2 protein-coding genes are annotated in these 3,112 nt (G+C 77.2%); one reads left to right on the top strand and one right to left on the bottom strand.

The window, feature by feature from the left end; genetic code table 11:
* A partial coding sequence (locus PAI11_RS24815; RefSeq protein ID WP_138974434.1) for an LLM class flavin-dependent oxidoreductase occupies positions 1-786 on the bottom strand: 786 nt, incomplete at its 3' end.
* 56 nt (positions 787-842) lie between these two features.
* Here PAI11_RS24815 and PAI11_RS19405 point away from each other — a divergent pair.
* Positions 843-2,975 carry a hypothetical protein gene (locus tag PAI11_RS19405; RefSeq protein WP_007577990.1) on the top strand — a complete coding sequence of 711 codons (2,133 nt, stop codon included), beginning with the start codon at positions 843-845 and terminating at the stop codon, positions 2,973-2,975.
* The last annotated feature ends 137 nt before the right edge of the window (positions 2,976-3,112 follow it).

The following is a 3,112-nucleotide window of genomic DNA, read 5'->3' as shown; positions in this document are numbered from 1 at the left end:
GTCGCCCCCGTCCTCGGCGACGGCCGCCGCGCGCTCGTCGGCGAGGCCGGCGCGGTCCAGCAGGTCGGCGTAGCTGGGCAGCCGCAGGTAGCCGCGCAGGGCGTCGCGGGCGCCGGCGCGGACCGCCTGCCGGTCGCCGCCGGTCGCAGCGGCCACCGCGGCCACGATCGCGAAGCCCTCGACCGGGAGCCCGGCGGCCTCGCGTCCTGCCCGCACGGCGGGGACGACGACGTCGCGGACGTACCCCGGCGGGGCGAGCCACAGCATCACGCCGTCGGCGATCGCGGCCGTCGCGGCGATCGCGTCGGGGTGCAGGACCCCGGCGTAGAGCGGCAGGTCGGGCGCCGGGTCGATCCCGCGCAGCCGGAAGGTCGTGCGCCAGCGCTCGCCGGCCGGCGGCTTGTCGCCGTCGAGGATCGCCCGCACGATCCGCAGGTACTCGGGCAGCTCGGCGCGCGGGTCGCCCGGCTGCTGGCCGTGCCAGCGCTCGACGATCGCGGGGGTGCTGGTGCCGAGGCCGAGCCGCGCGCGACCGCCGGAGACGGCGTGCAGCGTGGCCGCGGTCTGGGCCATCGTCGCCGGGCTGCGGCTGTGGATCGGGACGACCGCCGGGCCGAACGCGATCCGCTCGCTGTGCTGCGACCAGGCGGTCAGGAGGGTCAGCGACTCATGGCCGGCGACGTGCTCGGTGTAGACGGCGTCGTAGCCGAGCGCCTCGGCCAGCTGGACGCGGGCGACCGAGCGCGGGAACGAGCGACCGGCGTTGAGGAAGCAGCCGAGGGCCATCGTCCGAGCCTACGGGGCACCGCCGCGAGCCGGATCCGCGGATAGCCTGCCGCCTCATGTCGGCGTCCCGGTCCGTTCGCGCTCGCCCGGCGGCGGCCGCCGCCGACGTCCGGCCACCGCGCCCGGCGTCGCTGCTGGGCGCCGCGGCCGCCGTGCCGCTGGGGGCGGCGGTCCTGCTGGCGGCGGCGCTGCTGCCGACCGGCGGTCGGGTCGCGCTCGGGACGGCGCTGGTCGTGCTCGGGATCGCGCTGTGGACGCAGGAGACGGGCTTCACCGGGCTGCGGATCGGCGCGCCGCTGCTCGCCGCGCTGAAGCCGCTGCTGATCGGGGGCGGCGGGCTCCTGGTGGCGGCGGGGGCCGCGATCTGGATCGGGCACGACGAAGGTGAGCCGCTCTCCGGCCTTGTGGTTGCGGTCCCGCTCGGAGTCCTGCTGGCGCTGTTGACCGGGCTGCAGCGGATCGGCGCGCCACGGCAGGCCGCGGCCGCGGGCCATGGAGCGGGCGAGCGGGCGAAGGCATGGTCGGCGACGGTGGGCACCGTAGCGGCGCTGCTCATCGCCGTCCTGGTCATGTGGGTCGTCGGGACCAAACCACGAGTCGAGAATGCGGACGGCGGAACCGTTCTGGTGACGCTCGTCGCGGTCGTGCTCGGGGCGATGGCGCTGGTGGGCGACCACCTCGCCGGCGCGCGACGGCCGACTGCGGGGACGTCATCGCCACCGGCGATCGACGGGCGGCGGTGGCTCGCCGAGCGCATCGCGCCGACGGCGGTCTCCGACGCGGCCGCCGTGGCGGCGCTGGTCCTCGTGGCGCTGACGATCCGCGAGGCCACGTCCGTGCTGACGCTCGTGGGGGTCCCCGGCGGTCTGGGCATCCCGCGTGCCGGCGTGCAGGCCGGTGCCGTCGTTCTCGGAGACCTGCTCGCCGTGGTCCTGCTGGTGCGCGCGGTGCTGCGCCGCGACGCGGTCACGGGCATGCTGGCGGGCGCGATCCTCGTCGCAGCCGTCGGCGGGGCCGATACCACCGACCTCCAGGTCGCGCGCCTGTTGCCGCCGACGCTGGCGGCGGTCGCCGCCGTGGTGCTCTGGTGGGGGCCGCGGGCCGTGCGCGAGCGGGTCGAGCAGGCGGGCGTCGGCTGGCCGGCTCCGCAGGCGGCGGCTCGCTGGGCCGTGGCGCTGATGCTCGTCGCGATCGCCGCGTTGGCGAACGTGACCGAGCTGTTCGTGCACGATCCGCCGCTGCGGGTCGCGACCGTGACGATCGCGGTGGTGGCGCTCGGCGCGGTCGCGCCTCGCCTCGTGGGCAGCCCGGGACGCTTGGCGGGGATCACGACGCTGGCGCTCCTGGCCGTGAACTGGCCGTGGTGGCAGGTCTTCGAGCCGGACGTCGCGCGGAACGCGGACGGCGAGCTGGTGGAGCTGTCTGCGAGCGCGGCGCCGTGGGTCGGCGAGTTGCTGGCCGCCGTCGGACCGATCGTCCTGCTGGCCCCGGTGATCGCGCGGCTCCGGCGGCGCGTCCGGTGGCCGGTCGCCGATGCGCTCGTCGCGGCGATCGCGGTCACGGCCCTGTCGTCTGCGGCGATCGGGCTGACCGTCGGACTGCCGCTCACCGTCACGCTCGACGACGCCCGCGACGGTCGGATCGTCCAGGCGACTCCGTTGCTCGTCTCCGCGTTGCTCGCATCCGGGCTCGCCGCCATGGCGCTGTTGGGCCCGGCGCGTCGCGTGGCTGCCGCCCAAGCGGCCGCGGCTCTGGTGCTGACGATGGCGAGCGCGCACGCCTACCAGGTCGGGTCCATGACGTACTCCGTCTCCGGCTTCTATGACGTGATCAGCCGCCCCGCGGCCGGGGTCGCCGTGGCGCTGGTGCTGCTGGCCGGGACGCTGCTGGCGGCGTCGACCGCGCGCCGGCCATCGGGCGCCGCGGCGTTCGGGGCACTGGTCGCGGTGCCTGCGGCGACGGTGCTCGTCGCGTCGATCAGCACGGCGTGGTCCCGGGGCGGCGAGGCCCGGTCCGTCGACCTGCTCGACCTCGTCTACGGCGCCGAGCCGCTCGGCAGCCCGCTCCAGCATGCCCGCCCGGGCTGGCCGCTGCTGCTGGCGATGCTCGGGCTGACGCTGCTGGTCGCCGCCGCGCTGCTGGAGCGCTCGCGGCCGGCGCCGGCGGGCGCGCCGGTCCGGCGTCGCTGAGGGCGCGGGGCGCCGTCGCCACCGAGTGGCCGCCGGCCGAGCCTGCTGGCCGAGTCCGCTGGCCGAGCCGGCCGAGCCCGCCGGCCCGAACGCAGCCGATCGTCGCTTCGGCGATCGCGTCCCGGCGAAACGGCAGG

Source organism: Patulibacter medicamentivorans, from assembly GCF_000240225.1.
Classification (GTDB): Bacteria; Actinomycetota; Thermoleophilia; order Solirubrobacterales; family Solirubrobacteraceae; genus Patulibacter; species Patulibacter medicamentivorans.
Note: the sequence above shows the minus strand (reverse complement) of the source record. Positions and strands in the feature narration are given on the sequence as shown.

What these genes read in the sequence shown, in the direction of transcription:
- PAI11_RS19405 (WP_007577990.1), top strand. Translation starts at nt 843, where the DNA reads ATGTCGGCGTCCCGGTCCGTTCGCGCTCGCCCGGCGGCGGCCGCCGCC.